The 26,298-nt window shown below is 41.9% G+C and carries 23 protein-coding genes; 13 read left to right on the forward strand and 10 right to left on the reverse strand.

Features of this window, described 5'->3' with window-relative positions; translation table 11 throughout:
• Positions 1-51: 51 nt before the first annotated feature.
• Entirely contained in the window at positions 52-426 is a 375-nt protein-coding gene (locus LZG71_RS16810; RefSeq protein ID WP_233822207.1) for a hypothetical protein, read from the forward strand.
• A 3-nt stretch (positions 427-429) separates the two neighbouring features.
• Here LZG71_RS16810 and LZG71_RS16815 read toward each other — a convergent pair whose 3' ends face one another.
• Positions 430-1,230 carry an isochorismatase family protein gene (locus LZG71_RS16815; RefSeq protein WP_233822208.1) on the reverse strand — a complete coding sequence of 267 codons (801 nt, stop codon included), beginning with the start codon at positions 1,228-1,230 and terminating at the stop codon, positions 430-432.
• Between the two features lie 41 nt (positions 1,231-1,271).
• Complete coding sequence (locus LZG71_RS16820) at positions 1,272-1,820, reverse strand: hypothetical protein (protein WP_233822210.1); 549 nt, start codon at positions 1,818-1,820, stop codon at positions 1,272-1,274.
• A 305-nt stretch (positions 1,821-2,125) separates the two neighbouring features.
• Between LZG71_RS16820 and LZG71_RS16825 the strand changes: the two genes are divergently transcribed.
• The 3 genes from LZG71_RS16825 to LZG71_RS16835 all read left to right on the forward strand — a co-directional run bounded on the left by LZG71_RS16825 (position 2,126) and on the right by LZG71_RS16835 (position 5,190).
• On the forward strand, positions 2,126-3,103 hold the full coding sequence (locus LZG71_RS16825) for a glycosyltransferase family 2 protein (protein WP_233822212.1): 978 nt from the start codon (positions 2,126-2,128) through the stop codon (positions 3,101-3,103).
• A 6-nt stretch (positions 3,104-3,109) separates the two neighbouring features.
• Positions 3,110-3,868 carry a DUF5672 family protein gene (locus tag LZG71_RS16830; RefSeq protein ID WP_233822214.1) on the forward strand — a complete coding sequence of 253 codons (759 nt, stop codon included), beginning with the start codon at positions 3,110-3,112 and terminating at the stop codon, positions 3,866-3,868.
• Positions 3,869-3,948: 80 nt separating this feature from the next.
• Positions 3,949-5,190 carry an OmpA family protein gene (locus LZG71_RS16835; RefSeq protein ID WP_233822216.1) on the forward strand — a complete coding sequence of 414 codons (1,242 nt, stop codon included), beginning with the start codon at positions 3,949-3,951 and terminating at the stop codon, positions 5,188-5,190.
• Positions 5,191-5,264: 74 nt separating this feature from the next.
• Here the strand turns inward: LZG71_RS16835 and tpiA are convergent, their stop codons facing one another.
• Positions 5,265-6,026: a triose-phosphate isomerase gene (gene tpiA / locus LZG71_RS16840; RefSeq protein WP_233822218.1), complete on the reverse strand. Its 762-nt coding sequence runs from the start codon at positions 6,024-6,026 to the stop codon at positions 5,265-5,267.
• Positions 6,027-6,304: 278 nt separating this feature from the next.
• Here tpiA and LZG71_RS16845 point away from each other — a divergent pair, with 278 nt between their 5' ends.
• The 5 genes from LZG71_RS16845 (at position 6,305) to LZG71_RS16865 (ending at position 13,362) form a co-directional block, all read left to right on the forward strand.
• On the forward strand, positions 6,305-7,573 hold the full coding sequence (locus LZG71_RS16845; protein WP_233822220.1) for an aspartyl protease family protein: 1,269 nt from the start codon (positions 6,305-6,307) through the stop codon (positions 7,571-7,573).
• 33 nt (positions 7,574-7,606) lie between these two features.
• Positions 7,607-8,263: a tRNA (5-methylaminomethyl-2-thiouridine)(34)-methyltransferase MnmD gene (gene mnmD, locus LZG71_RS16850; protein WP_233822222.1), complete on the forward strand. Its 657-nt coding sequence runs from the start codon at positions 7,607-7,609 to the stop codon at positions 8,261-8,263.
• Between the two features lie 136 nt (positions 8,264-8,399).
• Positions 8,400-8,984, forward strand: coding sequence for a D-sedoheptulose 7-phosphate isomerase (gene lpcA / locus LZG71_RS16855; protein ID WP_233822224.1), 585 nt, complete (start codon positions 8,400-8,402; stop codon positions 8,982-8,984).
• A gap of 63 nt (positions 8,985-9,047) precedes the next feature.
• Positions 9,048-9,488, forward strand: a complete 441-nt coding sequence (locus tag LZG71_RS16860; RefSeq protein ID WP_233822226.1) for an NUDIX domain-containing protein — start codon at positions 9,048-9,050, stop codon at positions 9,486-9,488.
• Positions 9,489-9,576: 88 nt separating this feature from the next.
• Positions 9,577-13,362, forward strand: coding sequence for a DEAD/DEAH box helicase (locus LZG71_RS16865; protein WP_233822228.1), 3,786 nt, complete (start codon positions 9,577-9,579; stop codon positions 13,360-13,362).
• A 62-nt stretch (positions 13,363-13,424) separates the two neighbouring features.
• Here the strand turns inward: LZG71_RS16865 and LZG71_RS16870 are convergent, their stop codons facing one another.
• The 3 genes from LZG71_RS16870 to LZG71_RS16880 all read right to left on the reverse strand — a co-directional run bounded on the left by LZG71_RS16870 (position 13,425) and on the right by LZG71_RS16880 (position 15,361).
• Positions 13,425-13,706, reverse strand: coding sequence for a hypothetical protein (locus tag LZG71_RS16870; RefSeq protein ID WP_233822230.1), 282 nt, complete (start codon positions 13,704-13,706; stop codon positions 13,425-13,427).
• A 345-nt stretch (positions 13,707-14,051) separates the two neighbouring features.
• Positions 14,052-14,639, reverse strand: coding sequence for a 5-formyltetrahydrofolate cyclo-ligase (locus LZG71_RS16875; RefSeq protein ID WP_233822232.1), 588 nt, complete (start codon positions 14,637-14,639; stop codon positions 14,052-14,054).
• Between the two features lie 5 nt (positions 14,640-14,644).
• Positions 14,645-15,361 (reverse strand): hypothetical protein, encoded by a 717-nt coding sequence (locus LZG71_RS16880; RefSeq protein ID WP_233822234.1) that lies wholly within the window; start codon positions 15,359-15,361, stop codon positions 14,645-14,647.
• A gap of 240 nt (positions 15,362-15,601) precedes the next feature.
• On the opposite strand from LZG71_RS16880, the gene LZG71_RS16885 reads away from it, so the two are divergent.
• The 4 genes from LZG71_RS16885 to LZG71_RS16900 all read left to right on the forward strand — a co-directional run bounded on the left by LZG71_RS16885 (position 15,602) and on the right by LZG71_RS16900 (position 20,753).
• Positions 15,602-16,813, forward strand: a complete 1,212-nt coding sequence (locus tag LZG71_RS16885) for an NADP-dependent isocitrate dehydrogenase (protein ID WP_233822236.1) — start codon at positions 15,602-15,604, stop codon at positions 16,811-16,813.
• Positions 16,814-17,022: 209 nt separating this feature from the next.
• A complete protein-coding gene (locus tag LZG71_RS16890; RefSeq protein WP_233822238.1) occupies positions 17,023-18,210 on the forward strand; it encodes a BamA/TamA family outer membrane protein in 1,188 nt (395 codons plus the stop codon).
• Between the two features lie 141 nt (positions 18,211-18,351).
• Positions 18,352-19,566: a pyridoxal phosphate-dependent aminotransferase gene (locus tag LZG71_RS16895; protein ID WP_233822240.1), complete on the forward strand. Its 1,215-nt coding sequence runs from the start codon at positions 18,352-18,354 to the stop codon at positions 19,564-19,566.
• Between the two features lie 119 nt (positions 19,567-19,685).
• Positions 19,686-20,753 carry a ferredoxin--NADP reductase gene (locus LZG71_RS16900; RefSeq protein WP_233822242.1) on the forward strand — a complete coding sequence of 356 codons (1,068 nt, stop codon included), beginning with the start codon at positions 19,686-19,688 and terminating at the stop codon, positions 20,751-20,753.
• 65 nt (positions 20,754-20,818) lie between these two features.
• Here LZG71_RS16900 and LZG71_RS16905 read toward each other — a convergent pair whose 3' ends face one another.
• From LZG71_RS16905 to gldG, 4 genes are all read right to left on the reverse strand, one after another.
• Positions 20,819-22,801: a M56 family metallopeptidase gene (locus LZG71_RS16905; protein WP_233822244.1), complete on the reverse strand. Its 1,983-nt coding sequence runs from the start codon at positions 22,799-22,801 to the stop codon at positions 20,819-20,821.
• A 2-nt stretch (positions 22,802-22,803) separates the two neighbouring features.
• On the reverse strand, positions 22,804-23,178 hold the full coding sequence (locus LZG71_RS16910) for a BlaI/MecI/CopY family transcriptional regulator (protein ID WP_233822246.1): 375 nt from the start codon (positions 23,176-23,178) through the stop codon (positions 22,804-22,806).
• 207 nt (positions 23,179-23,385) lie between these two features.
• Positions 23,386-24,510, reverse strand: coding sequence for a DNA polymerase III subunit beta (dnaN, locus tag LZG71_RS16915; protein ID WP_233822248.1), 1,125 nt, complete (start codon positions 24,508-24,510; stop codon positions 23,386-23,388).
• Positions 24,511-24,620: 110 nt separating this feature from the next.
• The gene (gene gldG / locus LZG71_RS16920) at positions 24,621-26,276 is read right to left on the reverse strand and encodes a gliding motility-associated ABC transporter substrate-binding protein GldG (RefSeq protein ID WP_233822250.1); all 1,656 of its coding nucleotides are present in this window, start codon (positions 26,274-26,276) and stop codon (positions 24,621-24,623) included.
• Between the last annotated feature and the right edge of the window lie 22 nt (positions 26,277-26,298).

Here is a 26,298-nt window from a genome sequence, read left to right on the forward strand (position 1 = left end):
CGCATTCCACTTGTCTGATGTCATATACTATGAACACTAAACAGGATTCAAATGAAAATAGGATACTTTTCACCACTCATTTTCCTTACACTATTTGGGAGTTGTAAAGACGATAAGGAATCTGCTGTACTTTTTGGAAGTCAGGAATGCCGGTCTGACGAAAAAATGGTCAAGAGTGTTAACAATCAGAATGGTATCATTTTTTACCATGCTGGTGAAGAGAAATACGGTATCTCGTACGGCATTACAGGAACTTATGATTCTGTTGATGTTGGTTTCCTTTGTGAAATACCAGATTCCTTACAACAAACAGGATTACAGGTTGTGTTCAGCGGCAATTTGTTTTCTTTCGATAAAAAACCTCCGGCTATTCTTGCAGGGCAGACTTACTACTATCTTGATGTAACAGATTTGAAACTGAGGTAACACTTACATTGGTCTGAAAGCTTGATCGGAAAGAGTAAACACCATTCCTTTCTTTTCTGCCTCTTCAAAAATTGGATCAGCAAGGTGCCCCCAGTTCGTAACATCGGACATACAGTCAGTGAGCACTGTAACTTTTGGGATGAGGGCAGGAGCCAGCTCGACAATTTGTTTGATACTCGTTGCAACGCAATGTGAACGCGCTTCACCCACGACGAGGATGCGGTCGAAGGATTCAAGTTCTGCCAAAAATTGCGTATCCAGTTCTGTTTCAGGAGCATTCTCTATGACAACCTGTGCTTTAAAAACGCCGAAATGTTCAGTAAGCGGATTGGTACCTTTGATAATGGCCTTGTATTCCCTGCCCGTTCTGTGCGTCCAAGCCAGCAATGATTCCATAATGGTGTCATCCAATGAAGCACCTTTGGACCCGATCAGACAATGTTCCGGCCAGATGAAATGCTGAAATTCTCCTTCACTTTCCAGCTTTTTTAAATAGCTGATTACATGGTCTTTATGATATCTTGGAACCCACTTTCCGCTTTCAACAGCTTTGCTGGTGATCAGCGTAAAAGGCGCAATGGTGTTGCCGTTTGGATCTTCCCAAAATAGCGGATGGGCTACGTCGATAACATGATGCGTATCCAGCGTTACAAAAATGCCATCCAGCTTTTCACCATAAATCGCAATGAGCCGGGCAATCCGCTCTACGTCTTTTTCTGCGCCAGGAACGAATAATGCGCCTTTCGGATCACAAAAATCGAATTGAGCGTCAATGATCAGTAATGCAATTTTGGTGGTTTCCATATGGCTCATTATTGGATTCATTTACAATGTACTTAACAATTTTATTCCCAATCAACCGGTATTTCCATCTGACGCGCATACATTTTGGAGCAAAGGTTGTGTACTAGTTTAAGCATATTGTTGGTATCCTTCACGTAGTCAAACCGATAATCCTCATCCAGCTTGTTCAAACCGTTTAGTATGGTTTGCGCCTTTTTTGCAATGTAAAGAGCACAGGTGTCCGCCTTGGAAGAGTAGGTTTTGAGAATACTCTGGTAGGTTTCCAGGAAAGTATTAAGGAGGAATAGATTGAGCTCAATAGCACCAATTTTGTCCTTGGTCACTTTTACGTGATAGCTAATATCTCCGCTAAGATTTCGCATATCCATCAGCACCCATCCAGGTGTATTTTGGTTAAATTTTGAAGTTCTGGTAATGCGATTTACAATTTCCTCTCTCCGTTCCGGTATTGTTGCCGAATCTTCCAGAAGTTCAAAATGAAGGCGATCTGATAGCGTTTTGTCCTTGGTTATAAGCCTGAGAAGCAATTTGTCTTTCTCTTTGGCTGGCATTTGTATGATAGCTTTTTTAAGCTGATCGGGTAAAGCCATAGGTGCGTTGGTCGATTTTAAATAAGGAGATTTAAATACTCCAAATTTTATAATGAAGAAAAGTACTTGACAAAAATATTCAGATATGGTTAAATAACCTTAAATGAACGGTTTATTAGTGAACATTAATACGCCCCGCCAACTGGTAAATTTGTGTTGTAGACATATTTTTCAGGACTAAATGCGTATGTATATCTGCTATCCTGCAACTGCCGTTGGATAAAAGGGAAGTTAACATTTGCTGGTTAACATATTTGACTGTTAACTTGCACTGTTTTTGTATTACAAATCTCTATATACACATTATGGTTTCAGTAGCTATGTGCACTTACAACGGGGCAAAATATTTGCCGGAACAGTTGGAGAGCATTGCTAATCAGACGATTCCGGTAGAGGAGCTGGTTGTTTGTGACGATGGATCAACGGACAATACCATTGAGGTGATAAAGGCATTTGCTCAAACCTGCTCGTTTCCCGTGGCCGTTCATTCGAACGCAGAAAACCTGGGTTCTACCAAAAATTTTGAAAAGTGCCTCAATCTTTGCGCCGGAGATATTATTTTTCTTTGCGATCAGGACGATAAGTGGAGGGAAGATAAAGTAGAAAAACAGCTCGCGTATTTCAAAGCGAATCCGGATAAAGATGCCGTCTTTTCGGACGCCATGATGATCGATAATGATTCCAAACCAATTGGACGTACGATCTGGGAGGAGATAGAATTCACCACCACTTATCAGAAAAAATGGCTGGAAGGCAAAGCACATGAAATTCTTTTTAATGGATTTGTTGTAACAGGTGCTACATTAGCTATCCGTAAGTCTTCTCTTGAAAGACTGATGCCGTTTCCAACACATGTTGAGGATCTGATACATGACGCCTGGATGGCAATGGTTTTGAGTTTGGAAGACAAGATCGGTTTCATAGCAGAAAATCTGATTTCCTACCGCAGGCACGAAAGTCAGCAGGTAGGTTTTGGTAGTAAAATTGAATACGTCAAGATTAATGAGCGTTTCAAACGACCAAGGGAGGAAAAGCTGGTTCCTATTAAAGAGAAAGCAGATAAGTTACATGGCATGTATTTGTTACTGAGGGAATTGTCTTTTGTTCCAAGAGAGAAACTCATTAAATTGTATCTGGCTCAAAACCATTTTTACCGCCGTGCATCGCTACCTGAAAACAGGTTTCTTCGAATTTCACCCATCTTTCATCACGTTTTGAAGGGTTATTACATTTTTAGCAGCAAAGATTGGTGGTTGCCAGCTATTGGAGATCTTATTGAGTAATTTGAAGTGAAAAGCAACAGAGATACCCCTTCCGTAGCCATTGTTATTCCAATATATCAGGCAACATTTTCGGATGCCGAAAGGGCTTCCTTGAAGCAATGTATGCAGGTGTTGGGTCACTATCCTGTCAAGATTGTGAAGCCAAGAAGTCTTGATCTGGGCGAGATTAAATCCCAGTATCCTTCTGTTGACCTGGTATCCTTCGATGACTCATATTTTACAGGAACCGACGCCTATAATCGCCTGATGGTTTCTCCCGAATTCTACCGGTCATTTTTACCTTACCGTTACATCTTAATTTACCAGCTCGATGCTTTCGTTTTCAGGGATGAACTGCTCGAATGGTGTAGAAAAGATTATGATTATGTGGGTGCGCCATCGCTTCACCAGGAAGAATATGATGCATTGCCAGCCGCTGCCCAAACTACCTACGCTGGCGCCCTGACTAAAAATCGTTTTGTTCTCAATGGAGGCTTGTCTCTCCGGAAAATCCCTGCTTTTATCCGTTACCTGAAAATATACAACCGGTTTTATCCGGCATGGGTTGGTAATGAGGACATGCTTTTCTCTCAGGAAGCTACTCGACTCATCCCCATGAAACTCTTTCTGCGATTGCCGTCCTGGCAGGAAGCACTGCAATTTTCTTTCGAAAAGAGTCCCGCTGCCACTTTTGAAATCACAGGTCATAAGTTGCCATTTGCATGCCACGCCTGGGAACGCTATGATCCGGAATTCTGGTCACAATTCATTGACACACAGGCCTGATCGGACTTTAACAATTTTTAACAAACTATACGACAGGGAAGTACGTTCTTGCAGATATTTATATTTAACAAAATATCGACATGAATTTAAAATCGCTATTGGTAACATTTTGTACCATTGGCCTTTCACTAAGCAATAGTTTCGGCCAAATCACAGAGAATCCCAAAGTAGAGGAACAATCTGCGGAGTATGTTAAGATCAAAAAGGTTGAACTGACCGACAAATACACCATTGTTTATTTACAGTTTAATGAAAGGGGGAGCGGCAGTGCAATTCCATCGCTTCCTCCTGGTTTTCCGGGCGATATTATCCCGGATATGGGAGAAGGCAAGCAAAGTAGCACCATTTGGCTTGACGCTGAAACGAGATTGTATAAACCAGGGGAAGTCAATACCAAATTTAAGCTGATAAGGGCAGAGAATATTCCTATTGAAAATGTCAAAAAAGTATCTCCTGGCGAAAAAGTTGACTTTGTTGCCTATTTCGAAAGACTTTCGCCAGGAATCGAAATATTTGATTTTTATGAAGGAAGAAGCCAGCAAGGACAACAATCATGGAATTTTTACGGCATACATATCAAGAATCCATTAAAGAAAGAAGTTGCCAAATCGGCGAAGGTTACACCAAAGGCTCCGGCCAGTGCGCCAACAACTCCTAAAGAAACAGTAAAATCAACAGAACCCGAAAAACCGATTGCTAAGCCGGAAGAGGCGGAGTTTGCAGTAATCAAAGGAACAGTTTTCAGTTCCAAAACGAAAAAACCTATATCTGCGCAGATTTCTTATCAGGAAGAAGGTGATTCTTTACAAATAAGCTCGTCAACAGGGAACTACCGTATTGGTATCAATCCAAAAGAGAGATATAACCTTAGAGCAACGTCTAAGGGGTTTTACGGGGCGAATGTGGAGGTTTCAGCAGCAGATTCCAGTGGTAAACTTACTTTTAATCAGGATATTTTTCTTACACCGCTCGCCGTTGGAGAGACAATCGCACTTTCCAAAATCTATTTTGAAACATCTCAATTTGCATTATTGCCTGAATCGTTTTCAGAGCTCAATCAGTTGGTACAAACCATGAAGGATAATCCAGAAATTGGAATAAGGGTTGAAGGTCATACCGACAATATCGGTGATCCTGATAAAAATATTCAATTATCCAGAAAACGTGCGGAATCGGTGAAAGATTACCTGATTAAAAATGGCATAGCAGAGAGCCGCATTGAAGCCGTAGGCCTCGGCGCTACACGACTTCTTACAAAATCGGGCTCGGAAGCAGAGCGTAGCAAAAACAGGAGAGTTGAGCTAGTGATTACGGGAAAATAATTTTAAAGTTTACAGTTTTTAGTTTACAGTAACGACTGCCGTTTACTGTGAACTAAAAACTGTAAACTAATAAATTATCTCGCTTTGATAATGTTCGTGAACTCACGTGATTTCAGCGAAGCTCCTCCAACAAGTCCACCATCGATATCTGGTGAAGCAAAAAGTTCGTCGGCGCTGGCCGCCGTTACACTTCCGCCATATAGAATAGAAATTTCTTCGGCCACATCAGCACCATATTTGTCTGCAAGGTGGGCACGCAATGCCGCATGCATTTCCTGAGCCTGTTCTGCACTTGCAGTAAGACCAGTTCCTATCGCCCAAATTGGCTCATAAGCGATTACAACAGAAAGAATTTCTTGTGCTGACAGGTGAAAAAGACTTTCTGATATCTGGTTTTTAACAAACCCTATAAAGTCTTCATTTTGTCTCTGATCAAGTGATTCTCCGCAGCAGAAAATCGGAGAAACCCCGTTTGCCAAAGCTGTATTCACTTTTTCTGCCAGTAACGCGTTGTTTTCGTTGAAATATTGGCGACGCTCACTATGGCCGATCAATACGTATTCTACACCGATGGACTTTAGCATTGCTGCTGAGATCTCACCTGTAAAAGCTCCTGAAACTTTATCTGAGCAGTTTTGAGCTGCCAGGGAAAAGTTAGGCGCGTTTTCTATGTATTTGTTAATGGTAGTCAGGTAGATTGACGGCGGGCAAAGTATCACTTTTACATCACCTTTTACCTCGTCATTTGCCATATTTACAAGCTCAGAAGTGAGCGCAACTGCTTCATCTGCAAGCTTATTCATCTTCCAATTACCGGCAACTATTTTTTTTCGCATGAGTTAAATTTTATTATGGGAAATCATCTTTCAACGCAACAAAATTACCATAATTTCATCATTAACCGTATTATCTCTTCTATAAGAAAAATACTTGAAAATTTAAAGATTTTTTTGTGTTTAATGTAGTTTAAATCTGTTATTTTTACAGTAGATGATTCAATTTTAGAATTGATTTGCACGATATTACGGAGAAAGCATACAGGAGTTGCACTGCTTGGAAAAGTTGATAAATAAGATAATTGAGAAAATAAATTATAAAAGAAAAGGAGGCCACGATGAAAACGTCTATGTGGTTTACATTATCGTTAATACTACTTATCAGTATACCATCTCTCGCTAAAACGGATGATATACCTGATGTATCTCAGGAAAAGTATGGCTACTTTTTGGAAAAAAATTATAAGTCTGCCCGTATCCCTTTCGAGCTCCACTCGAACCTGATCCTGCTCTATGCAAAAATTAATGATACAGATTCTCTGAGATTCATCCTTGATACTGGTGTGAGTTCAATCATTATTACAGATCCGAATATTTTAAAGCCTGACAAACTTCGTCTTACGAGGAAGGTAAGCCTCACAGGAGCAGGGGAGGGAAATTCTGTGGCCGCACATGTGGCTATTGATAATAAGTTTTCAATGGGGCGGCTTCGAGCAAATCACCAGAATATTGTGGTGTTGGAGGAAGATTTCCTTCAACTTTCAGAGTATGTAGGTGTACCGGTACACGGCATTTTTGGTTATGAAATATTCAACAATTTCGTTGTAACCATTGATTTTTCCAGAAAGGAAATTATACTGATGAAACAGGATAAGTACAAATACAAACCTAGCAAAGGTGATAAACATCCTATCGTTATTGAAGATACAAAGCCGTTTACAGATGCGGTTACGCTCTTTGCTGATGGTCGCGAACATCCGATACGGGTACTTATTGACACGGGAGCGGGCCATGCTTTGTTATTGAATAATACTCCGAAAGAAAGCTTTCGCTTACCTGAAAAAGTAATTCGTGCCCAGTTGGGACGTGGACTGAACGGCGTAATCAATGGAAATTTGGGTCGTATAGACAGATTGCGGCTTGGTCGCTATGAAATGGATAATATCGTGGCCTCTTTTCCGGATAGCATTGCTTTCGGGGCAAAATTGCAGGGAAGGGCAGAACGCCAGGGAAACATTGGCTGTGAACTTTTACGCCGTTTCAAAGTTACCATGAATTATCAGGAACGCTACATGGTGCTGAAACCCGTGAAGAGCAGAATGCGTGAGAAATTTGAGCATGATATGAGCGGTTTGGAAATTCGTGCAGAGGCCAAGAATTTAAGATCGTATTACATAAATCATATCGTGGAAAGCTCTCCTGCTTCAACAGCGGGGTTAAAAGAAGGAGATCAGCTGTTGTATTTCAACGACCATGCGGCTTCTGAACTTAACATGAGTGAGATTTATAGGATGATGCAACGTGGTGATGGAAGAAGCATTGACTTGCTTGTGAAACGTAACGGGCAAATTTTCTTTGCACGCCTCACGCTGAAAAGAATGATTTAAGTACTTTTAGCGCCAAACTAATTATTGGCAATTTTGGAACGGATCATTGTTACAGAAGACGGCTCGCATTCACTTTACAGCGATTTATTTAACCAGCAATATCATTCACTCCAGGGTGCGCTTACGGAGTCTTTACATATTTACATTGAACTCGGATTACGACCAATACTTGAAGAATCCGCTATCACAGTAAATGTTTTTGAAATGGGTCTCGGGACTGGCCTTAACGCACTTCTGGCCTGGCAATTGGCCGACGAGCTGAAAAAAAAGATATACTTTACGTCCGTAGAGGCTTTTCCTGTATTGGCAGAGGAAGCGTCCCTGCTCAATTACGAGTCGCTCACAAACCGGGAGGGCTTGCTCAGGCTTCATACTGTTTCGTGGGCGACTGACCATGAACTTTCTCCATATTTTACCTTTCGGAAAGAACACACGTTGCTGCAAAACTTCTCTTCTGAGCACCTGTTTCACGTTATTTTTTATGATGCTTTCGATCCGCGTGCTCAGCCGGAACTTTGGACAGACGAAATTTTTACCAAAATTGCAGGCTATTCTCATGACGGAGCCGTTCTTGTAACGTACTCGTCTAAGGGAATTGTAAAACGGGCATTGGTGGCAGGTGGTTTTCAGGTCAAACGTCATAAGGGGCCAGGTAGAAAAACGCACGTTCTGAAAGCGGTGAAGTTGTAAGAGGTAGCATAAAGCAGGTAAGGGAAATTTTGATGCACTATTAGCCTCAATAGTTATTTATTATGTAATTATTGAGTTGATGGTTTAAAGTTGATTGTCAACTGCTACCTAATTTTAATCAGTATTAAAGAGAATCATGAATTATAAAGATATTATCAGTACCGAATTACAGGAAGCTCAGCAGGTGCTGGATCGTTTTCTGAATGATCCTGTACAAATTGAAAAGATAGAGAAGGCTGCGTCCATCATGGCTGCGGCTATTATGGAGAACGGAAAGATTATATCATGCGGCAATGGAGGTTCCCACTGCGATGCCATGCACTTCGCGGAGGAGCTGACAGGTAGATACCGCGACAATCGCCGCGCGTTACCAGCAATTGCTATTTCGGACGTAAGTCATATAAGTTGTGTGAGTAATGATTTCGGTTATGAATACGTTTTTTCACGATATATTGAAGGCCTTGGCCAGGCTGGTGACGTACTTCTTGGGTTGAGCACGAGTGGAAATTCTGAAAACATCATCCGAGCCGCAGAAGCAGCTCGTAATAAAGGAATGAAAGTGATCATTTTGTCTGGCAAAGACGGAGGAAAGCTTGGTGGTGTTGCAGATGTGGAAATAAGGGTACCTCACTTCGGATACGCTGATCGTATTCAGGAAATTCACATCAAAGTGATCCATATTTTTATGTTATTAATCGAGAGAATGGTATTGCAAGATTAATTTATTGCTAAATTATCGGATGTTTAGAATAAGTTTATTACTCCATTACTAACAAACTGATTCATGAAAGTACGTCCATCGGCAATGATTTTAAATGGCGAATCGGTCTTGACACTACGCTATAATTACGGTAATGTAAATGTGTATGCCTTGCCGGGAGGAAATCCCGATCCCGGTGAGAACCTTACCGAAGCATTGATGAGAGAGTTGACCGAGGAGCTGGAAATAGAGACCAAAATTGGCCCAATGGTTTTTTGCGGAGAAGTAATTTGGGATGAAATAAAAAAGGAAACGCTTCACATCATCTTTGCAACTGAAATTACATCAGGCATTCCAAAGGTCAACGCTGCCGAAACAACAGCTTTGGAACTCGTATGGCTGCCATTTTCAGAACTTAGTCACACCATTCTATACCCCAATGTTGGGAAATATCTTCTGAGCTACATCCAGGGCAAGCCAGAGCCCGCCCATGTCGGTGTGATCGATCAGCCTTATATTCAATAGAAACATGTCTTCGATTTGCTATAGAAACGTCGTTTGTTTCCGAAGAACCGAAACAAACCGTACTTTTGCATTTTAAAAGGCAGGGTAAATGGAAAATGAAAAGAAGGAGAAATTATCAAACTTCTTGATAAAAAGGACGGAGAAGGATGTGTTATCACGTGGGCGTTCCATTTATAGCAGCGGCGGCTTCAAAGTTGCAAAGCTTGAATACAACGGTCCCGGAAACGCAGAATTTAAGGTAAAGAGCGACTATTCTGTCCAGTATTATGTCATCCAGATCAGGGATTTTCTTACCCCTCAGATAAGTACAACCTGCACTTGCCCATATAATTATGGGGGGCTGTGCAAACATCGCGTGGCTGCAATTCTATACATTCTGGATAAAATGCCCAGCATAAAGCAGGTGCTTTACCAAATGGATAAAACTGTGGTGGAGCTCGGGGAAATAAAGGACTATAACCTTAGAAACCTGGTGTTGGATGATACCTGGCGTAATAGGGATGATATTACCAAAGTCGATATTGTTTCAGCCAAGGAGGGCGACGCAACCTGTGTCGTCCATCATAATAACGAAGATTTTACGGTTGAGTTTAGCCGGTTAAAAAGTACAAAACAACTCAACACCACTTGTTCGTGTGATCAGAAACTGTGGGTTCCCCTTTGTGAGCACAAGCTTGCTGCTTTGCTGAAGCTACGGGATGAACTGGGCGAACGTGCTTTTGAGGTAATGAGAGACCTTACAGCAGAAAAAAGTAGTTTGCTGGCTGAGTATGGCTACACGCTCGAAGATAATACACAATCAAAATTTGATTTTAAACTGGATGAGGACGGGGCATTACAGCTGCTAAAGCTTGACCCGGCCATTCAAAAAATAGGTGTTTACCAGGACTGGCAGGGTTTGCGTGAGCGGATTTTACCTGCTCAAAGTATTTCCTATCAGGTTGCATCGGCGGATACAGCGAAGGATGATGAAGACAGAATATCGCTTTTTGTTTTCTGGCCAAAAGGAAAAGACCACTTGATGGATTTTGGTTTTGGAGCTTTTTCTGCCAAGTATAACCCTAAAACACAGAAAATAACCAGTATCCGAAATGTAGCCGGAGGATCAAGCCACTATTATTCGCCTGACGAAATTCCTGTGCTTACGGAAGCGGAGGTCAGGCTGGTCAGGATTGCACGCCACCTGGAAGATGGTTTGCAGAAGTATATCAGAAAACAAGGCTGGTCGTATAATGCTTATCTGCATTTCAGTGATGTAAGTCAGGAGCAACAACACGATTCACGCAATTATGTAGGAAAGCAGGTTACGCAGATATTCAATGATCTGGACGAAGACTGGCTCTACATTTCAGATAGCGACTACATTACCACCAATAATCAGCTTACCAAAGTAAGGCTGCACCGGGAACCGGTCAAGCTATTTTTTGTGCTGACAGAAGATAATGAATTCGTCACGCTCAATCCTTACGTTGAGATAAAAAAAGGCAGTCCGATCGACCTGCAAAAGGTTGCGTCATTTGACAGCTTCTGGCTTGGACTTTATCAGGAAGAAACGCTGTTCAGATGGGCAAGTACAAGTGATGCCGAAATGGTGGCATACATGCGTCAGAACGGGTTCAAAGTTCGGGTTAGGAAAGAATATGCCGAAGAGTTCCTGAAAGATTGGATCATGCCGGTAACGGAGCAGTTTGATGTCATATTTCAAACCAGGCATGCTATCGAAACGCGCTCGCTCAAGTTGCTGAAATCGCGTATTTACCTTAAGGAAGATGATGCCAATTTGCTCATTGTTCCAATGTACGTATATGAAGGCGAGGAAGAGGGGACCGAAGTGGAGATGATCCATGACCAGCGACGTACCAAAGCAGGATTCGAAAACAATAAAATTACCATGCAGGAGCGTGATGCTGTTGCAGAGCAGGATTTGTGGAAGTGGCTGGAATCCCTGCATCCTGACTTCGCACATCAGGCAGGTAACCCGTTTTTCTACATTCCTTTCGAACATGTCATGAAAGAAGGTTGGCTGTTCAAGTTTGTAGAAACGGTCAATGATAAAAAATACGAACTGCTCGGATTCAAGGATCTGAAAAAAATGCGGTTCAATCCCAACAGAGGTAAGTTTCATGTAAAGGCTTCGTCGGGTATCGACTGGTTCGACATGCAGGTTGAGATTACTTTTGGCGATCAGAAGGTGTCGTTGGCAGATGCTAAAAAAGCTCTGTTGAAAAAGCAAAACTATGTGCAGCTAAAAGATGGCTCGCTTGGAATGCTTCCTGACGAGTGGATTAAAAAACTGGAACCGCTTCTGAAATTCGGAAGGGTAGACGGAGACGAAATTCATTTATCCAAAATACATTTCTCATTGATTGACGACCTGGTGTCGCAGGTAGACAATGAGGAGGTTTTTCAGGAATTGCAGGAAAAGAAGCAAAAACTTCTCAATTTTAAACAAATTCCTAACGTACCGCTGCCTCAGAATATTAATGCTACTTTGAGGCATTATCAGGAGGAGGGTTACAAATGGATTAATTTCCTGCATGAGTTTGGATGGGGTGGTTGCCTTGCAGATGACATGGGATTGGGTAAAACGCTGCAAATGCTGACGTTCATCCAGCAACAAAAGAATAGGAACAATAATTATACGAATCTTGTCGTAGTTCCTACTACGTTGATTTTCAACTGGCAGGCAGAAGCAGCGAAGTTTACTCCCGATTTGAAATTATATGTTCACCGGGGTATGGCCAGGCGTAAGGATTTTGCATTCTTTTCGGAGTATGATGTAATTCTTACCACTTATGGTACCATGCGCAGCGATGTGGAATTGCTTAGAGATATCAACTTCCACTACATTATACTGGATGAGGCCCAAGCTATAAAAAATCCGGATTCTCTCACTTCTAAGGCATCCCGATTGCTTCGTGCAACCAACAGGCTCACCATGACAGGGACGCCGGTTGAAAATAATACATTCGACCTTTATGCCCAATTTGAATTCCTGAATCCGGGTATGTTGGGGCACGCAGATTTTTTCCGGACCGAATATGCCACTCCAATTGACAAGTACCAGGATAAGGAAAAATCAGAGGAATTGAGGCGTCTTGTCTATCCTTTCATGCTAAAAAGGACCAAGGAAGAAGTAGCGACAGATTTGCCGGATAAAACGGAAACAATCCTCTTTTGTGAAATGGGCAAAAAGCAGCGGAAGGTTTACGATACATTCCGGGAAAAGTACCGTCTGGAAATTGCGGAGAAACTTGCTACCGAAGGACTTAATAAGAGTAGCTTCCTGATTTTAGAAGCACTCCTGAAACTTCGTCAGATATGCGATTCGCCTTCTATATTATCTGGAGATGAGGATTATGGAAACGAGTCTGCCAAGTTGGAAGAGATTACGCGTGAAATTGAAGAAAACGCGTCAAATCATAAAATTTTGATATTCAGCCAGTTTCTGGGCATGCTGGATCTCATCAGGAAGCATCTGGATAAAATAAATATTCCTTATGAGTATCTGGATGGGCAAACGGTAGACCGCGCAGGAAGGGTAAACCGATTCCAGAATGATCAGACATGCAGGGTATTCCTGATGAGTCTGAAAGCAGGAGGCGTGGGATTGAACCTGACCGAGGCGGATTATGTGTATCTGATAGACCCCTGGTGGAATCCCGCAGTGGAACGTCAGGCCATTGACCGTACGCACCGGATAGGCCAGACCCGGAAGGTTTTTGCTTATAAAATGATATGCAAGGATACCATCGAGGAAAAGATCATATTGTTACAGCAACGCAAGCAAGATCTCGCCGAAGACCTTGTTGGAGGAGAATCCGGATTTATAAAGAAACTAAGTCAGGAAGACATTATGGGCTTATTCAGTTGACCAGTTTTTGCCGTGGATCAAAGGATCCGCGGCAAGCAGTCAGCCTGGTGTAACAATGGGACTTATAAAGGTTTGTCAAACGAAGAAGACACACCATTAAAAGTGGTGTCAGTTACAGCCAGATCGGTAAAATGCAGTTGAGGTGACCAAAATTCACCATTCTCACTTTGTAATTCAACCAGAGCGGCTTCGGGGATTCTATAATTTTCAGGGTTTTTCTCCTTACTTCTCATCAGCTCCTCACCAGCAGCACGAGAATCCAAAGCTTGTTTCTTGAGCTCTTTTTCTATCAGGCAAAGCCCGAACAGAATCATTGCAACCAAAAATGTAGAAAAGGACTTCATAGCTAAATGTTAATTTACAGACGTAAACCCGGACAAATGTAAAAGAAAGAGTTGTAAAACGGGAAAATGGTTGGAATTAACCATGAGAATTTATTTTCTGTTTCTGCCAACGATCACTTTACCAATCCTTTATACATACGCACTAACAGTAAAATAAGATTATTTTAAGAGTCGGTTATTTTTAACCGAAAGACTTACCCTCAAAAAAATCTGTGCCAAAAGCAATTATAAGCGAATATCTACAAAGAAAGTCTGGAAAAATAATGATACTTATTAAGTGGCCTGATTGTTTATTAAAAGGCAATCAACCTTTTAAGGCAATTAAATTATCAGAAAGAAAACTCCTTAGTGAGACCAGCTGAATACCTCACCTGGTGTAATGCAATAGTCCATTGGGACATCGAAGGGGTTAATGTCGTCAATTTGGGGGATAGGCTCGAAGAAGGACAAACCGACTTTAAGCACATCATTTCTGCATTCTGCAAGAAAGCGATCATAATATCCCCCTCCATAGCCAACGCGGAAGCCCTGATTATCAAACGCAAGTAGAGGTACGAAGACAATATCAATGCTTTTTACTGCTACCAATTCCGATGATGCCGGATCAGGCTCAGGAATCAGCCATCGATTCAATATTAATCTTGTTTGATTATCCAGCAGGTAATGTTCCAAAATCCTTGTCCCAGGCGTTATCCTCGGTACAACGATTCTGACATTGCCAAACTTTTCGCAGATCATGTCAATGATCCGCTGCGTATCTATTTCTTTTTTACCAGTTTGTGCAAGAAAAGTATGCACGGTTGAAAAAGAGAGCCCTTGAAGTAAAATGCTTAAATTCTCCACAATTTGTGCATTAAACTGTTCCTGCTCAACCTTCGAAAGTAAATCTCGTTTGTGAAGATAGAGATTACGCAAACTTGCTTTCAATGCCATCTGGTTCAATTCTTGTTTTTATACCAGTCGGCAATATTAAAAATTAATCCAATGCTGCCAACCCCTGTTTCGGCATTGATGTTGTTTTTGGAGAGATTATACGAATAGCCAAACTGCCCCTGCAGCTTAATGAATTTATAACCTCCCCGAACAATAAGTGTCGGTTCCAGAAATGCGTAAGGTTTTTGATCAACGATATCAAAAAAATTATCAATTCGTTCTTTATCGCTATAGCCAGTCACGTCCGGCGTACTATACTTTATAACGGATAATCTCGGGCTCACAGCTACCTCGAAATATGGGTTAACCCAACCAATTGCAGGCTGCAAAAAATACTTGGTGGCGTCCGCATCAAAGGATTTGGTAGCGTTTGCCTCCTTCATATTCAGATTGTAAAAACCTGCTCCGGCATAGGCTTCGTAAGTAATACGCTTTTCGGTATGACCAAAATATCCTACTCCGATCTCGGCACCTTTTCCGTTGTTCTTAAAAGTCTTGTCGTCACTCGTATAACGATTCAAATAACCGTTTGCCATAATTCCGATGTGTTCGGTTACGGCAGTTGCAACTTGCACATTATTTGTTGCCAAAGTTGCCTTTAATTCCCCTTTTTCCTGAAAAAGAGGTACGTTTAGTGCATTTGGAGCGTACACGGTACGGCATGACGAGAAAAGTGCGCAAGATAACACGAGCAGGCTTGCACCGTAGGTTGCTGTTCTCATAGCTTGTTATGGTTAGATGAAGTCGAACTTTGTATTGTACTATTTATTGAAATAATTATGCCAATCGTATAATATACGATACCAATAGAATTGTACCGGAAGCCGCTTGCAATTGAAGATTTGAACAACAACTCTAAAGGCTGATAACCAACAATGTTCCCGCTTTCTTCGCCTTTTTAGATGTTTGTTTGTACTTTCACGGTCGCATTTAAATCTTTAACTATAGTATAGCAATAAGACATGAGCAAAATTAAAGTTGCAAACCCCGTTGTAGAGCTTGACGGAGATGAGATGACCCGCATCATCTGGAAGTTTATTAAGGAAAAACTTATTTTACCGTATCTGGACGTAGATATTAAGTATTACGATTTAGGTGTGGAATATCGTGATGAAACCAACGATCAGGTTACGATCGATGCTGCCAATGCTATTAAAGAATATGGAGTTGGTATCAAATGCGCTACAATTACCCCTGATGAAGATCGCGTAACTGAATTCAACCTGAAACAAATGTGGAAGTCTCCCAATGGAACGATCCGTAACATTTTGGATGGTACTGTGTTCCGTGAGCCTATTGTGATGAGTAATGTTCCCCGTTTGGTTACAAACTGGACAGCTCCTATCATCGTTGGCCGTCACGCTTTCGGGGACCAGTATAAAGCAACTGATTTCATCGTACCTGGAAAAGGTAAATTGACCATCAAATTTGAAGGTGAAGACGGACAAGTGATTGAGCATGAAGTGTACCAGTTCAAAGGTCCTGGTGTGGCAATGGGTATGTACAACATCGACGAGTCTATCCGTGGATTTGCACGCTCTTGCTTCAATGTAGCTTTGGGTAAAGGATGGCCTTTATATCTTTCTACAAAAAATACGATTTTGAAGAAATATGACGGTCGCTTCAAAGACATTTTTCAGGAAGTATACGATACAGAATACGCAGGAAAAGTACATTACGAGCACCGTTTGATCGACGACATGGTTGCTTCTGCTCTTAAATGGGAAGGTAACTTCGTATGGGCTTGTAAAAACTATGACGGTGACGTACAGTCTGATACTGTTGCACAAGGATTTGGTTCTTTGGGTCTGATGACTTCTGTATTGGTAACGCCGGATGGCAAAACAATGGAAGCTGAGGCTGCTCACGGAACCGTGACGCGTCACTACCGCGAGCACCAAAAGGGACGCCCAACTTCTACAAACCCGATCGCTTCTATCTTTGCATGGACGCGCGGATTGGAATTCCGTGGTAAACTGGACGGAAACCAGGAGTTGATCGATTTCTGCCAGACTTTGGAAAAAGTTTGTATCGAAACTGTTGAAGGTGGTGCTATGACCAAGGATTTGGCGGTGTGTATCCATGGCAACAAAGTGAACCACGGAGAGCATTACCTATATACTGAGGAGTTCCTGGAAGCAATCAATACGAACTTGCAGGCTGCTTTGGCATAATAGCCAATTAACATTTTCAAAACCGCTGACTTTGTACGAGGTCAGCGGTTTTGTGTTATAATACCTTTTAAGATGTTATTAGAAATTGCTGAGATTCTTTTCTGATAGGCATGGATTTTGCAATTTGAGCAGGAACTGTTTTAATTTCAATTCTGTAAAACTCAGACATCATTTTGCACAGGTTTCTTTTCGCTGTTATTGTTTGCCTTTTGAGCGCAATACCCGTTATATCACAATCAGCAACGGTTGAGGAAAATAGCGGAATAATCATTCCTGATACTTTAAAGAATAAGACCGTAACAGAAGAGGTGGATTTGGTGGATATTTTAAGAAAAGTGCTTAAAAAAGAGCCGAAGAAAGACTCAGCTGCGGACTCACGCAAAGTACATTATTCCCTTGTTCCCGCAATTGGATACACATTATCAACTGGATTTGTCGGTTTGGCTAGCGCAAATGCTGCTTTTCACCTTAGCGAAGCCACAACCACCAACCTGTCGAGTGTAAGCATGAGTGTCAATTATTCGCAATACGGGCAGCTTACCATACCAGTTCAAACTAATATCTGGACAAAGGACAACAGCTATAACATTGTTACAGACTGGCGGTATTTCAAATACCCGCAGGATACGTATGGTCTTGGAGGGCATAGTTTAGAGGAAAATGCCAGTAATCTGGTCTATTCACACATTCGGCTGCATCAATTGGTACTCAAAAAGATATCGGGATCATTTTATGCCGGCGTGGGATATATGCTCGATAAACGTTGGAAAATACAAGAAGAAGGAGAAAATGCGGATGTTGCAACTTACGGACTTCCTCATAAAACGATGTCATCAGGCTTGTTATTCAGCGCATTGTTCGATAACAGGAAAAATTCCATTAATCCGGAGGCTGGCTTTTATGGAAATATCCGTTATCGGGTCAATCAGAAATTTTTGGGAAGTGACAGCAATTGGGAATCACTGGTATTAGAGTTTCGGAAATACATCAACTTCCCTTCCGGCAGCAAGAATACACTCGCCCTGTGGAATTTGAACTGGCTTACACTAAGCGGAAAGCCGCCTTATCTGGATTTGCCCAGCACGAGTTGGGACGCTACCAATAATACTGGTCGGGGATATATTCAGGGGCGATTTCGGAGCCCTCAAATGCTTTATGTAGAATCAGAATATCGCTTTGCGCTTACTCAGAATGGACTTTTGGGCGGTGTGGTTTTCGCCAATGCACAGAGTTTTTCCAACTGGCCATCCAACCGTTTCGACCGCATTGCACCCGGTGCTGGCTTGGGTTTAAGATTGAAAGTAAACAAAGCTTCCAGAACCAACGTGGGTATTGATTATGGATTCGGAGCAAAAGGGTCGAGAGGAGTATTTGTGAATTTGGGGGAGATCTTTTGAGGGAAGCTGTCAACTGAATTTCACAGTATAGAGTATAATTATATTTCAAAAATATTTCATTTGAGATATTGTCAGTACCTTTGCGGGCAATTTGTTGATATAGATCGCAATATCCTTTCTTTAACTTAATTTTCCGTTGCAATGTCCGTAGTAGCTGAGCAAGCCAGGTTGGCCGACCGTATTAACGCCCTCGAAGAATCTTCGACGCTGGCGATGACCAAAATGGCGCGTGAATTGGCCGCACAAGGCCACAAAGTGATCAGTCTGAGTGTTGGAGAGCCAGACTTTAAAACGCCCGCACACATTTGCGAGGCAGCCAAAAAAGCAATCGATGATGGTTTTCATGGCTATTCACCAGTAGCAGGATATCCTGACCTACGTAAGGCAATTGCAGATAAATTAAAGCGGGACAATAATATAGATTGGAAACCAGAAAATATCGTGGTTTCTACGGGTGCAAAACATTCATTGGCTAATGTCATTCAGGTTTTGATTAATCCGGGTGATGAGGTGATCATTTTCGCTCCATATTGGGTGAGTTATTCTGAAATGGTGAAGCTGGCAGAAGGCAAGTCGGTGATTGTTGACGGTGCTTTTGAAAATGATTTCAAGGTAACTGCTGCTCAGCTTGAAGCTGCTATTACACCGAAAACCAAAATCGTTATGTATGCTTCTCCAAACAATCCGACAGGAGCTGTTTATTCAGAAGCAGAATTGAGAGAGATTGCCGCTGTTCTTGAAAAACATGAAGGTGTTTATGTTTTGGCTGATGAGATCTATGAATACATCAACTTCACAGAAGAAGGTAATTTCAGTATCGGATCTATTCCTGCGTTGAAAGACAGAGTTGTTACTGTGAATGGTGTTGCAAAAGGTTTTGCAATGACAGGATGGAGAATCGGATTTACTGCGGCTGCAAAATGGATCGCTGATGGCGTTGAAAAATTGCAGGGACAGGTTACTTCAGGAACCAATTCAATCGCTCAGAAAGCCGCAACTGTTGCGTTTAACGGAACATTGGAGCCTACCAAAGAAATGGCAAAAGCATATCAGCGTCGTCGCGACCTGGTTATTGGTTTGTTAAAAGAAATTCCTGGTTTCAAAGTAAGAGTTCCGGATGGCGCATTTTATGCGTTTCCTGACGTAAGTTATTACTTCGGAAAATCGGATGGAACAACAACCATCAATGATTCAGACGATTTCTCAAACTGGATTTTGAACAAATATTATGTTTCAACAGTAGCAGGTTCAGGTTTCGGAGCGCCAAATTGTGTGAGAATCTCCACCGCAGCAGCCGACGAATCATTGGTAGAAGCAGTTCAGCGCATTAAAGATGCTGTTGCAACTTTGAAATAATACGATAGAAATCATTTTAAGAGCCTCATGGTTGAATTAATCCATGGGGCTTTTGTTTTTGATATAAATAGAATAAAATCTGAATAAAGAGGCTAACAGCTGATAGCCAATAGCTAACAATGAGTAAATATTTGTTTTTAAAGGTCAAAGAGATAGAGAAGGAAACGGACGAGGCCTCTACCATACACTTTTGGCACCCTCTGAATGAGGTTGTGGCCTATCGTCCGGGTCAATTTTTAACGTTGTTATTGCCACAAGATGATAAAAAGGTAAGACGTTCTTACTCTATGTCGAGCTCGCCTTACACGGATGTTTCTCTGGCGATCACAATCAAGCGTGTTCCGGGTGGATTTGCTTCCAATCTTCTTTTGGATACCATAAAAGAAGGCGATGTGCTGGAAGCAATGGAACCGGCAGGTAATTTTTTTCCAAAACAGGAAGACGATCAAACACGCCAGGTTGTATTTATCGGTGCAGGAAGCGGAATTACACCACTTTTTTCCATCCTGAAATCAATCTTAATGGTGGAGCAGGAAAGTGAAGTTTTTCTATTGTATGGAAGCAGAAACGAAGAAGGCATCATTTTCAATGAGAAGATCAATACTTTAAAAGCGAAGTATAAGGAGCGTTTTAACGTGGTTCATACACTTAGCCAGGCATCTGACGAATGGGAGGGAGAAAAGGGACGTTTGAATAAAACACATATCCTTAAAATAATTGAAGGACTGCCTGCGCTAAATAAAAAGGAAGCAGAATACTTCCTGTGTGGTCCGGATGACATGATGGAAGAAGCGCATCGTGCATTGGCTATTCTGGCTGTTCCGGAAAGACAAATTCGTAAAGAGAGTTTCTTAACAGCCACCGCTGCGCAGCCTGGGGAAGTAACGATGGAAGAGGAGGATGATACCTTAAAAACGAGAGAAATTACGCTGTTTTATGAAGGCACGGAGTATAAACTCCCCGTGAAGCCTCACGAAACGGTATTGGAAGCTGCGCTGAATATGGATATTGACCTTCCATATTCTTGTCAGGCAGGAATGTGTACGGCTTGTTTGGGTAGATGTACGTCCGGTAAAGTTCATTTGGACGAAGAAGATGCCTTGTCAGAAGCGGAGTTGAACGAAGGGTTTATACTGACTTGCGTATCACGCCCAATGAGTGACGATGTCGTTATTGAAGTGGAATAGAAAAGTTAACAGTTTTTAGTCTGGAGTTCACAGTGATGTCCTGCCCACTGTAAACTCCAGACTGTTTACTTATTTTTACCCGTTGGTGGCGTAGAAGGCACTGCTGACGCAGGAGCTTTCGGAGCAGCAGTATTTTTTATTGCTCCGGTACGCGTTTTTGTACTTGCTGCTTTTGGCGGAGGAGGAAGTGATCGTTTACCTGAAGGTGGGGTCGCATTATTTTCTGTACGCTGTGCTGAGTCCTCCCGTTCAAGACGTTTGTAAATCACATTCATTTCTTGGTTGATTTCCTCAATTTCTCCGCTAAGTTTTTCTATTTCCTTTTCGGTTTCTTCGTAAGGTAGTTCGGCTTTATGCGCATTCACCTTGGTTAGCATCAGGTTGTTATTGTATTCAACAATCTTGTTTTGCTGCTCTTTTATTTTCTCTTCAAAGTCTGCCAACTGTTTTTCAATTTCTTCGTCAGATAGCTGTGCAGATCCTTTTTTCGAATCAGGATGTAGAAGTTTAGAATGTTTTTCTGAGAGGTTCGCCCGCATTTGGCTTGCCTTTTCTTTAGCCCATTCTATCTTCTGAATTTCACGGTGGTAACGTTCTATATCGAATTGCTTTTTTTCCAGGTCCAGATAAAGTATCTCGATCCTCATTTGTTTCGCATGTTGCAATACGCCGAGATGTCGTAGTTTCTCACGGTCTTCTTCCGATGACTTCTCATTACCCTGATTTGACGCGGGTAGTTGGTGGCTTAACATATCAATATCGTGCTCAGTCAGACTAGTAAGACTGGAACGTATTTCGTCTATGCTAAAACTGGATTTGTTGAAGCTATGGTATGCTTTTGCAAGCGCTTCAATTTTATCATTATTACCCTCAGTTTTAATTGAGCTCAGTGAATCCCAGTTTTGGGGTATCTCCTTAACAGGTTCTTCTGCCTTGCGGAGAACTGCCTCTTGACGTTTTTTTAAATCCTCTTTTTCCCTTACTGGTTGGGATTTGTTATCTTTTTTCTCCTGCTTTTTCTCTTGCTTCGCAACAGCATAGAATGAAATTCCAGCTATCAGACATAGAGCGAATAGCATAACCGGAAGGTTGCCAAATGATCTTGTGGGTTTGGATGTTATCCCAACTACCCGACGGATTCGATTTAGCAGAAGTGGTTTTTTTGAGGCAAAAGCCATAGCCAGTTCCGGTGCAGATTGCCATTCAGCGACTTTGACTAATGCGTTGGCAAGTACCATTTTGTCTCCGCAAACGCTTAAAGCGATATCGTCACAGCAGTGTTCGCGTTCGGTTCGTACTCTTTCGGAAATCCACCACAGAGCAGGATGAAAGAAAAATATAACCTCTACAAACGACTGAAGTAAATTTACCAGATAGTCGTTACGGCGAATGTGAGCCAGTTCATGAGCAAGAATTGCTTCAATCTGAGAAGTAGAGAAACCGGTTAACAGCCCAAACGGAATTAGTACTGCAGGACGAAAAACCCCGATCACCATAGGAGTCAGTACTTTGGCAGTTTGTCTGAATTCTATGGATTTAGAAATATTCATTCGAGCCGTGAGCATACCGAATCGGGTACGCCATTCCTGGTCCATCACAATATTCGCACTGGAACGGAGGTATTCTGCATAAATCCATGCGCCGGCGAATCGTAGTGTCAGAAGTCCGGTGCCAATAAACCAGCACAAAACGAGTTCAAACAAGTGCGTATTAAGCCAAAGCTGGACTTGCAATATGGCTGATGGTGCGTATGGAACTGTCTGTAGATTCTGCGTTGCCAGTGAGAGCGACGAGGTACTTAAAGATTGGTATGACCGTAAAGGTGTTGTGAGGTAATAATAAAAGTAGGTACCAATTGAGGCTGCCACCTGTAAACCAAGTAAAATAATTCCTAAGTTATAGCGGGCATTTGCGGACTTTTTATTCAATATGAAAAAACCGGCAAAGGCAAAAATGGCTAGCAATATTCCCTGCCATACAGAATGAACCAAGGTCCATCCGACTGCTGAGATCATAGAATCGGGAATGAAATGATAGATTAATTTCATGGCTAACTATTGTTTTCAAGGTTATTCAATAACTCACGAATTTCATCCAGTTCCTCTTTTGAGGTGGTGTGGTTACCCAACGCCTGCATCACTACTTGCGCGGCGGATCCCTGAAAAGCGGTTTGTACCAATCTGCCAAGCAAATTTTGCTGCGTTTCCTCCTTGCCAAGCAATGCAACATAAATGTGCGAACGGCCCTGTTCTGTACGATACAGCAATCCTTTATCATGCATAATCTGCATTAGCTTTAAGGTTGTCGTGTAACCCACGTCCTTAGTCGCAGCAAGGTAATCGTGTACAGCACGAACCGTACTTGGGCCGGCCTGCCATAAGTAGTTTAAAATTTCAAGTTCTGAATCTGTCGGTTTGATATACATGGCTAATTATTTTGATACGATAATCTTCGTATCAAAATTGTACGAAAAAAATCGTATGTGCAAGTGTTGCTACGATTTTTTTCGTACTTTGGATCATTGTATGTGTAAAAGGGTCTGTAAATCAGATATTTAAATAAAAAAGGTCGCTGGGAATATTTCCAGCGACCACAAACTTCTATAACTTCTTAATTCCTTTAACTTCTAATTCTAAACATACGTATTCAACATCACCGGCATCACAAGCATCAGGATATCTTCATTGTCTTCCTGATCAACAGGAATAATGAGTCCTGCACGGTTTGGTGCAGATAGTTCAAAAGTGATGGTTTTGCTTGATATGTTACCAAGAACTTCGATGAGGAATTTGGCATTGAATCCGATTTCCATATCGTCACCATTGTATTCGCACATCAGGCGCTCGTTGGCTTCATTGGAGTAATCCAAATCCTCGGCAGAAATAACGAGGTCGTTCAACGACATTTTCAGGCGAACCTGATGCGTTGTACGGTTTGAATAAATAGATATACGGCGCAACGAACTCAGAATTTCCATCCTGTTGATGGTAAGTGAATTCTGGTTGTTGGTTGGAATTGCATTTTCGTAATCCGGGAAACGCTCGTCGATCAGACGGCAGATCATACGGATATTACCAAAGCTGAAAAAGGCATTTGATTGAGTGAATTCAGCTTTTACAGGAACATCGTCCGAAGGAAGACATGATTTCAACAAGTTCAAAGCCTTGCGCTGAATGATCATGGATGTATCAACGTCAGATTTAATATCTGTGCGGCGGTAACGAACAAGGCGGTGACCGTCCGTAGCAACAAATGTTGCGTTTTCTGCACCCATTTGTACGAATACCCCGGTCATTGCAGGACGAAGATCGTCAGTACTGGTGGCAAAAAGTGTATTTGAAATTGCAGCACCCAAGGCAGAAGACGAAAGATCTACCGACTGACCGCGGTTTACAGATGGAGTCTTAGGGAAATCGATTGGATTCTCACCTGATAACTTGTAGCGTCCATTGTCTGAAATAATTTCAGTTCCAAATGTTTCCGCGTTTACCTGTAATGTAATTGGCTGTTCTGGTAATCCGCGTAGAGTATCCAGCAACAACTTTGCAGGAATAGCAATCGCTCCTTTTTCTGTGGACTCAACCTCAATTTCCGTAATCATGACGGTTTGAAGGTCAGATGCAGTCACGGTAAGTAAATTACCTTCCAGAGCAAGTAAAAAATTCTCGAGTATGGGCACAATAGGGTTCGTAGAAACGACACCATTGATAGCGGACAGTTGCTTGAGGAGTACTGATGACGAAACGACAAACTTCATAATTATTGACGTAAGTGTTTATATATGATGATATTGAAAATGAAATCGTTTACAAAAAACTGTTTTGCAGGGGACAAAAGTATGAAAAATTAAGTACTCTGCCATGGTGCTCAGGCGAATTTTCTTAATCTTAAATAGTGTCTCACACCTCCAAACAAGCCAATCAGAACAAGTGGAAGCAGCAGATTAAGACCCTGCCAGAATTTTTTGTTTTCCTGGATCTGTATCTTATCAAGTTGTCGGATGCTTACCTGCTTATTCCTAGTTGAAATCAATCCATTCGCATCAGTAAGATAATCCAGTGCGTGCATAATAAGGTCTTTATTTCCGTAAGTGAGGCCTGTAACACGGTCGTATCCAAGTGGAAGCGGAGCACTTCTTTTGTAGTCAACATCATTTACAATAATATCGCCATCAGAGAAAATAATGACTTTGCCTGGAGTACCCTGGGCTTTGAAATTGGCACTTCTCTGATCGCCGGGTAATATCCTGTTTTGGAATAGAGAAGTGAAAGAACCTTCCAATAATAGGCCCGCAATTTTCACGCCGTTGTTGTATTCAGATGGGTCAGGCTGTTTGCGCGCTTCATTATAACCTACAATAGCAGGTGTATTCACGACCTGCGTGTATGGAGAAGTCATGAGCAAAGCGGTTTTCTGTATTCCATTTGTCCCACCAACAGTATCCAGTGAACTTAAAAAGCGGGTGTATATACCATTGATATTGCGCGTCACAGGATGATTCCCTATGTTGTTTAATATCGGGAAGAAGCGCCAGGGCATAGGTTTAATTTCAGGCTTATCACCCATAGTTCCCACGTTCAAAAGGATCTGTGCACAAGTTATATCTTTGACCAGGTTGGTATTCAACCGTGTTCCCCAACGGAAAAAGAGGTCACTTAAATTAAGGTCCAATGGTTGTGCATAGGTTCCTTCCAGATTTACGCTATCAACTTTCGCCCCATCCACGAAGAACATGGCGTTTCCGCCTCCGACTACGTATTGGTCAATTTTGTATTTCTCGTCTTCCGAAAATGCTGAGTCTGGTTTCAGAATGAGCAGAGCGTCTAACCCGTCATAGGAAGATGGGTTATTCATGTCCAGAAAGACGTCGTAATTCTGCTGGATGGAAGCGATAAGATCACTCAGGCGTGAAGGTGCTATTTTTGTGTGGCTTACAACCAACCCAACCTTTTTTCTTTCCGGATTAGCCAATAAACGAATAGCCGATGAAAGTTCAAATTCAAGTCCTTCAACTGATTGGTTAAGCTGTTCGTCTGGTGAGCTGCTTTTGTTTCCTTTCAGGAGCTGCACCGGAATGGCCAGGGAATCGGCCCTGATAATTGCTCCGGGAAAAATAATTTTCTCTGTACGTTTTCCGTCAGGATCAGTTGCATGCAAATTTGTCGGCGTCAGTCCCTGGTCTACCAGGCTTTGATATTGTTTTTTTCTTGCTTCCTCGTTAGTGGCACTGGAAGGATCCGAAAACTGAAAATTGAGCTTTCCGTCGGAATAAGTTCTGAACTCATCTAGCATTTCGCGCGTAGCGTTTTCAAGTCTTTTAAATCCGGGAGGGAAATCGCCTGCGAGGTAAACGTTTACCTGAACGTTTTTATCAAGATTTTCAAGAAGCTGTTTGGTAGCGTCAGAAATCGTATAACGTTTATCGTCAGTAAGGTCAATTCTGAAAAAAAGGATTGAAGCCAGCCAGTTGATACCAGCTAAAATGGCCACAAGTGCCAAAAATCGCAAAATTGGTTTTTTCATGAAGGAAGAACGCCCGTTTTGA

The organism is Dyadobacter sp. CY312 (assembly GCF_021390535.1).
Taxonomy (GTDB): domain Bacteria; phylum Bacteroidota; class Bacteroidia; order Cytophagales; family Spirosomataceae; genus Dyadobacter.

Excerpts from the sequence above, each read along its gene's own strand:
- LZG71_RS16810 (WP_233822207.1), top strand. The coding sequence starts at position 52 with ATGAAAATAGGATACTTTTCACCACTCATTTTCCTTACACTATTTGGG.
- LZG71_RS16815 (WP_233822208.1), bottom strand. The coding sequence starts at position 1,230 with ATGGAAACCACCAAAATTGCATTACTGATCATTGACGCTCAATTCGAT.
- LZG71_RS16820 (WP_233822210.1), bottom strand. The coding sequence starts at position 1,820 with ATGGCTTTACCCGATCAGCTTAAAAAAGCTATCATACAAATGCCAGCC.
- LZG71_RS16825 (WP_233822212.1), top strand. The coding sequence starts at position 2,126 with ATGGTTTCAGTAGCTATGTGCACTTACAACGGGGCAAAATATTTGCCG.
- LZG71_RS16835 (WP_233822216.1), top strand. The coding sequence starts at position 3,949 with ATGAATTTAAAATCGCTATTGGTAACATTTTGTACCATTGGCCTTTCA.
- tpiA (WP_233822218.1), bottom strand. The coding sequence starts at position 6,026 with ATGCGAAAAAAAATAGTTGCCGGTAATTGGAAGATGAATAAGCTTGCA.
- LZG71_RS16845 (WP_233822220.1), top strand. The coding sequence starts at position 6,305 with ATGAAAACGTCTATGTGGTTTACATTATCGTTAATACTACTTATCAGT.
- lpcA (WP_233822224.1), top strand. The coding sequence starts at position 8,400 with ATGAATTATAAAGATATTATCAGTACCGAATTACAGGAAGCTCAGCAG.
- LZG71_RS16860 (WP_233822226.1), top strand. The coding sequence starts at position 9,048 with ATGAAAGTACGTCCATCGGCAATGATTTTAAATGGCGAATCGGTCTTG.
- LZG71_RS16865 (WP_233822228.1), top strand. The coding sequence starts at position 9,577 with ATGGAAAATGAAAAGAAGGAGAAATTATCAAACTTCTTGATAAAAAGG.
- LZG71_RS16870 (WP_233822230.1), bottom strand. The coding sequence starts at position 13,706 with ATGAAGTCCTTTTCTACATTTTTGGTTGCAATGATTCTGTTCGGGCTT.
- LZG71_RS16875 (WP_233822232.1), bottom strand. The coding sequence starts at position 14,639 with ATGGCATTGAAAGCAAGTTTGCGTAATCTCTATCTTCACAAACGAGAT.
- LZG71_RS16880 (WP_233822234.1), bottom strand. The coding sequence starts at position 15,361 with ATGAGAACAGCAACCTACGGTGCAAGCCTGCTCGTGTTATCTTGCGCA.
- LZG71_RS16885 (WP_233822236.1), top strand. The coding sequence starts at position 15,602 with ATGAGCAAAATTAAAGTTGCAAACCCCGTTGTAGAGCTTGACGGAGAT.
- LZG71_RS16895 (WP_233822240.1), top strand. The coding sequence starts at position 18,352 with ATGTCCGTAGTAGCTGAGCAAGCCAGGTTGGCCGACCGTATTAACGCC.
- LZG71_RS16900 (WP_233822242.1), top strand. The coding sequence starts at position 19,686 with ATGAGTAAATATTTGTTTTTAAAGGTCAAAGAGATAGAGAAGGAAACG.
- LZG71_RS16905 (WP_233822244.1), bottom strand. The coding sequence starts at position 22,801 with ATGAAATTAATCTATCATTTCATTCCCGATTCTATGATCTCAGCAGTC.
- LZG71_RS16910 (WP_233822246.1), bottom strand. The coding sequence starts at position 23,178 with ATGTATATCAAACCGACAGATTCAGAACTTGAAATTTTAAACTACTTA.
- dnaN (WP_233822248.1), bottom strand. The coding sequence starts at position 24,510 with ATGAAGTTTGTCGTTTCGTCATCAGTACTCCTCAAGCAACTGTCCGCT.
- gldG (WP_233822250.1), bottom strand. The coding sequence starts at position 26,276 with ATGAAAAAACCAATTTTGCGATTTTTGGCACTTGTGGCCATTTTAGCT.